We start from the raw sequence: 5,037 nt of genomic DNA, 5'->3' as shown, positions 1-5,037 counted from the left end.
TTTGAGGGATGTCGATGCCTTTGGAATCTTTCACCGAAGTAATCGCCGGAACCAGCGCATAAGCCACGGTAAAGGTTCGTGCTGCTGATACTGGATTACTGCCGTAAACACCTTTGGCTGTGAGGCTGTGCGGGCCGACGGCCAAACCCCCGACAACTCGTGTCCATACACCGCTGGCGTTGACGGTCGCTGTGCCTTTGAGGGTCGTCCCGTCGAAGATTTCGATTTCCAGAACCGCCGTGGCTGTACCGGTCAGCGTGACGTTGTCATTGGTAACCGTAGTGCCATTAGGGACTTCTTTACCGTAGGGGTCTTTCACCGAAGTAATCACCGGTGCGACCAGTTCGACACCAACCCTGAATTCCAGCGCATTCGAATAACTGTAGGTATCCGTCTCCTCGCGCCATACCCGATAACTGGCCGTTACCTTTTTGCCGCGATTGGGTTCGATATGTTTGGCCACGAATTCGGCATCAAGGTGGAAAGGCACGTCCTTGCCTGCCGAAAGCGAGTTGAGCGTAATCGAATCTTCTGTCCTGCCACTGACATCGCCGACCCAGGTATAGGTAACCACATCATCGCGTTTCGTCGGATTGACGGCCGATTTCGGCGCGGTCAATTGGCTGGTGCCGTTGGGCAGGTCATGGGGTTCCAGCGAGCCGTCTTTCTCTCCCAGCACCAGTGGTGCGACCAGCTCGAGTGACGGTTCGCCGACATTCAGTTGCGCCGCCTTGTGCGATTCTCGGCGCAGGATGTCGCCGTTGTCTTTTTCGCTCAGCAGGGCATATGAGAGTTCGAGTTTGCCGCCTTCAAGAGTTTTGAGGTGAGTGCCCTCGACGCTGATCGTGAAGCCTTGCGGGTTGTCTGCTTCACTATTACTCGGGAAGTACCACTCCAGTTCGGGGTCGTAGGTGCTGCCGTCCGGCCGGGTGCCGACCCAACTGAGTTCGATCGCCATGCCGACCTGAATCAGCGGGTCGTGTGGAATACGGATGCGGGGGGCGGGGAGGTCGGGGTTGATCGCGCCCTGTTGGGCATCCTCGGCAATCGGTGCCGCCAGGCGATCCGCTTCGCCTTCGATCTGCACAAACTGGTTTTTGGAGCGCAGGGGGTCGGTACTGCCGCTGCGCGCCAGCGTGTAGGAAAAAATCACTTGGGTTTTGACTAGTCTGCGGGCATCCGCGTTGTTCAGCAGCAGCTCGTAGGTGTGAGGCAGGTTGTCGATTGTCTGGGTGGGCGCGTCGACCTCTATCGTCTCGCCATCGACGCTGGTACCGCGCATTTTCAGATGGATGATGTCGCCGAATTTGAAACTGGGGGGACTGGCCCAGACTTGAATCGTGAGGTCTTTATTGCCCAGTTGATCCAGGTCGATCTTGTTATTGAAGGCGTCCTTGGCGATGGGGGCCGTCAGGGAAACCGTGCCGACCGAAACGGTGATGCGCGTCTCTGTGCACCAGTCTTCCGATTGGTTGCCGACGATGTCAGTGACCAGAAATGTCACGGCCAGGCCTGCGTAATCGGTGTCGCCGGCCTCTTCGATGGTGCTCTTGCCCACCACGAAGGTGATCGGGTGATTAGCCGGATCGTTGATCTGCTCGGCGGTCAGCGGCGGGGAGATCAGCAAAATTCCGCCCCAGCTCAGCGTGATCACGTCGCCCACGCTGGCAGCGGGATAAGGTGCGCCATTGCCTGACGGTGCACGAATGACGATCGGCACCCCGGCGTCGGCGATGTCCTTGTCGACGCCGCCGCTGACGACTTCCGGCGGGATGTACATGAAAAGGTTGGAGTGACCGGGCTCCGGATCGATGTCCTGCCCGCCGGGCACTTCGGTTTTTACGTAGATTCGGGTGGGTGGCGTCTGGGTTTCGGCCCCCTGATTCAGCCGGGTGACGCGATACGTCAGGGTATGCGAGCCCGTCTGCAAATGGCGGGGGGCTACAAACAGCGTCACGCGTTGGCCCACATCGGCGTCTTTGGCGATGGTGAGTTGATCAACGACATTGTTGCCGTTCAACAACAACTCGACCAGATCCCCCTTGCCCATGCTGGACCATGGATGAAGAAAGACCTGCAGGCCTTTTTCAGGGAAGACCAGCCATGCCGCCGCACGATTGATCCCCCATTCCCCGGAAGGCAACACCGGTTGGGTACGCGTTGGGATCTCCAACTCGCGCAGGATCAGCGTGGATGTTCCTCTCGGCGGTTGGACAAGCATCGCGATCACTCCTGTGTGCGTTGGGCAACGGAGTAATTTATGGCTGGAAACGGGTGAGGCGTCACCTGTCAGATCTGACAGGTGAGGGGTGGTTTCAGATGGACGGTTGGCGTGTCGAGGGCTGGTTTATCTCGGTAATTGCTGTGTATGAGGCTGCCTACGTAACTCGAGGATTTTGCCTACGCCCCCAACAGATCCGTCTGCTATTCGGTAGAGGAGGAACGAGGAATGATGTGGTTGCAAGGCAGCCTGGACAGTGGTTGCCAACAGCCAAGGAAGGCGAATGCTTCAAAATAATCTGGAAAACCTGGAACTCGAAAGGCTCCTGAATGAGACACGCAAACTCGTAGCCGAACGTCAAAAGCTTTTGACGGAGGAAAAAAAGCTGAACAGGGAAGCGAATTTATATCCGCTCGCAATATTAGGGGGTTGGTGACCGCAATCACTGCCGTAGCAGGCTTCTTTTTCAAGTCTTAAGTACTCGAACCTTCTAACCCAAAAGGACAATCAAAAATGAGCACCTATGACCTAAAAGCCAGAATGGAAGAACTCGAGCGGGAGCACGATGAATGGGCTGAGAGAGTGCGCATCAAGAACAAAGGGGACATGTTACCTGTCTGGGCGATGCTGGCTTTCGGTCTGTTTTGCATGGCAATGGGTTTCATGTTGGGTCGGTTAGTCGGATGAGGTTTTTTCCTCATGCCCGGTGCGATAACTTGCCGAAAAACGACATATCGCGTACTCGTTGACGGCAGTCATTTTCCTAAAAACGACATCCCGCTGATCTGCTCCGCACCACCATTCCTCAGCTAAGTCTTTGCTTCTGCTCATTTATCGCGGAGAATCGCGCCCCTGTTTCGGCCGGAGCATGTCTGTCGGTTTTTTCCGACGCGTCCTGACCGAGTGGCAAGTGACCGGAATGCGGAGATCCGACCGGATGAATGATCAGGCCAATAGCGTCGAAGAGCGCTTTGATGCAGCAGCACCCGCTGAACTTTCGAGCTGGAATCGCCAGGACACCACCTGGATGTTGGGGTTGTTTGGGACGGCCATTGGCGCCGGTACCCTGTATTTGCCGATCAACGCAGGCTTGGGTGGCTTCTGGCCGCTGGTGGTGCTTGCGCTGTTGGCGTTCCCGATGACGTTCTACGCACACCGTGGCCTGACCCGTTTTGTGCTGTCCGGTCGCGAAGGCGCTGACATCACTGAAGTGGTCGAGCAGCATTTCGGCATCAAGGCCGGTGCGCTGATCACGCTGCTGTACTTCTTCGCGATCTTCCCGATTCTGCTGATCTACAGCGTGGGCCTGACCAATACGGTCGCCAGTTTCCTTGAACATCAATTGCACATCACGCCGCCGCCGCGTGCGCTGCTGTCGTTCGTGCTGATTCTTGGTTTGCTGGCAGTGGTGCGTTGCGGTCAGGACGCCATCGTCAAGGCGATGAGCCTGATGGTCTATCCGTTTATCGTCGCGCTACTGTTTCTGGGGGTGTACCTGATTCCGCACTGGAACGGCGGCATCCTCACCACTGTTTCGCAGGTACCGCCAGCGTCGGCGCTGCTGCACACGCTGTGGCTGGCGATTCCGGTGATGGTGTTCTCGTTCAACCACTCGCCAATTATTTCGGCGTTTGCGGTGGATCAGAAGCGTCAGTATGGCGTGCATGCCGATGAGCGCAGCTCGCAGATCCTGTTCCGCGCCCATGCGTTGATGGTGCTGATGGTGTTGTTCTTCGTCTTCAGTTGCGTGCTGACGCTGTCGCCGGAGCAATTGGCGGAGGCCAAAGAGCAGAACCTGTCGATCCTGTCGTACCTGGCCAACCACTTCAACAATCCGACCATTGAGTTTGCAGCGCCGCTAATTGCGTTTGTGGCGATCTCCAAGTCGTTCCTCGGTCACTACATCGGTGCCAGCGAAGGTCTGAAAGGCCTGATCGTGAAGAGCGGCAAGCGTCCGAGTGCGAAGGCACTGGATCGCATTGTGGCGGCGTTCATGCTGGTGATCTGCTGGATCATCGCAACGCTGAACCCGAGCATTCTCGGCATGATCGAAACCGTTGGCGGGCCGGTGATTGCGGCGATTCTGTTCCTGATGCCGATGTACGCGATTCGTAAAGTACCGGCGATGGCGCGCTATCGTGGTCAGGCGTCGAACGTGTTTGTCACGGCGGTGGGTCTGGTGGCGATTTCGGCGTTGGTTTACAAGCTGACTGTCTGACCGATCTGTGCGGCTGCGAGTCTGCCATCGCAGGCAGGCTCGCTCCCACAATGTTCTGCGAAACACCCTCAATCTCAAACCTGTAGAGATCCCCTGTGGGAGCGGGCTTGCTCGCGAATGCGGTGGATCTTCAGCGCTTGCGTCGCCTGACACAATGCATTCGCGAGCAAGCCCGCTCCCACAATGTTCTGCGTAACACCCTCAATCTAAAACCTGTAGAGATCCCCTTTGGGAGCGGGCTTGCTCGCGAATGCGGTGGGCCTTCAGCGCTGGTGTCGCCTGACACAATGCATTCGCGAGCAGGCTCGCTCCCACAATGTTCTGCGCAATACCCTCAATCTCAAACCTGTAGAGATCCCCTGTGGGAGCGGGCTTGCTCGCGAATGCGGAGGGCCTTCAGCGCTTGCGTCGCCTGACACAATGCATTCGCGAGCAAGCTCGCTCCCACAAGGTTCTGCGTAATACCCTCAATCTCAAACCTGTAGAGATCCCCTGTGGGAGCGGGCTTGCTCGCGAATGCGGTGGGTCTTCAGCGCTGGTGTCGCCTGACACAATGCATTCGCGAGCAAGCCCGCTCCCACAGTGTTTAGCGTGATGC

At 57.2% G+C, this 5,037-nt stretch carries 3 protein-coding genes and 1 pseudogene; 3 read left to right on the top strand and 1 reads right to left on the bottom strand.

Annotated elements, in window-relative coordinates; genetic code table 11:
• Window positions 1–2,221, bottom strand: a 2,221-nt coding sequence (locus QMX93_RS29655; protein WP_282359116.1) for an Ig-like domain-containing protein, incomplete at its 3' end; no start/stop codon positions are given.
• A gap of 283 nt (window positions 2,222–2,504) precedes the next feature.
• On the opposite strand from QMX93_RS29655, the pseudogene QMX93_RS29650 reads away from it, so the two are divergent.
• From QMX93_RS29650 to QMX93_RS29640, 3 genes and pseudogenes are all read left to right on the top strand, one after another.
• Window positions 2,505–2,698: pseudogene (locus QMX93_RS29650) on the top strand (hypothetical protein).
• Window positions 2,699–2,734: 36 nt separating this feature from the next.
• On the top strand, window positions 2,735–2,908 hold the full coding sequence (locus QMX93_RS29645; protein ID WP_178124195.1) for a hypothetical protein: 174 nt from the start codon (window positions 2,735–2,737) through the stop codon (window positions 2,906–2,908).
• Window positions 2,909–3,158: 250 nt separating this feature from the next.
• On the top strand, window positions 3,159–4,439 hold the full coding sequence (locus QMX93_RS29640; RefSeq protein WP_282359111.1) for an HAAAP family serine/threonine permease: 1,281 nt from the start codon (window positions 3,159–3,161) through the stop codon (window positions 4,437–4,439).
• The last annotated feature ends 598 nt before the right edge of the window (window positions 4,440–5,037 follow it).

It is taken from the genome of Pseudomonas sp. PS01303, from assembly GCF_029959385.1.
GTDB classification, from domain to species: Bacteria; Pseudomonadota; Gammaproteobacteria; order Pseudomonadales; family Pseudomonadaceae; genus Aquipseudomonas; species Aquipseudomonas rustica.
Note: the sequence above shows the minus strand (reverse complement) of the source record. Positions and strands in the feature narration are given on the sequence as shown.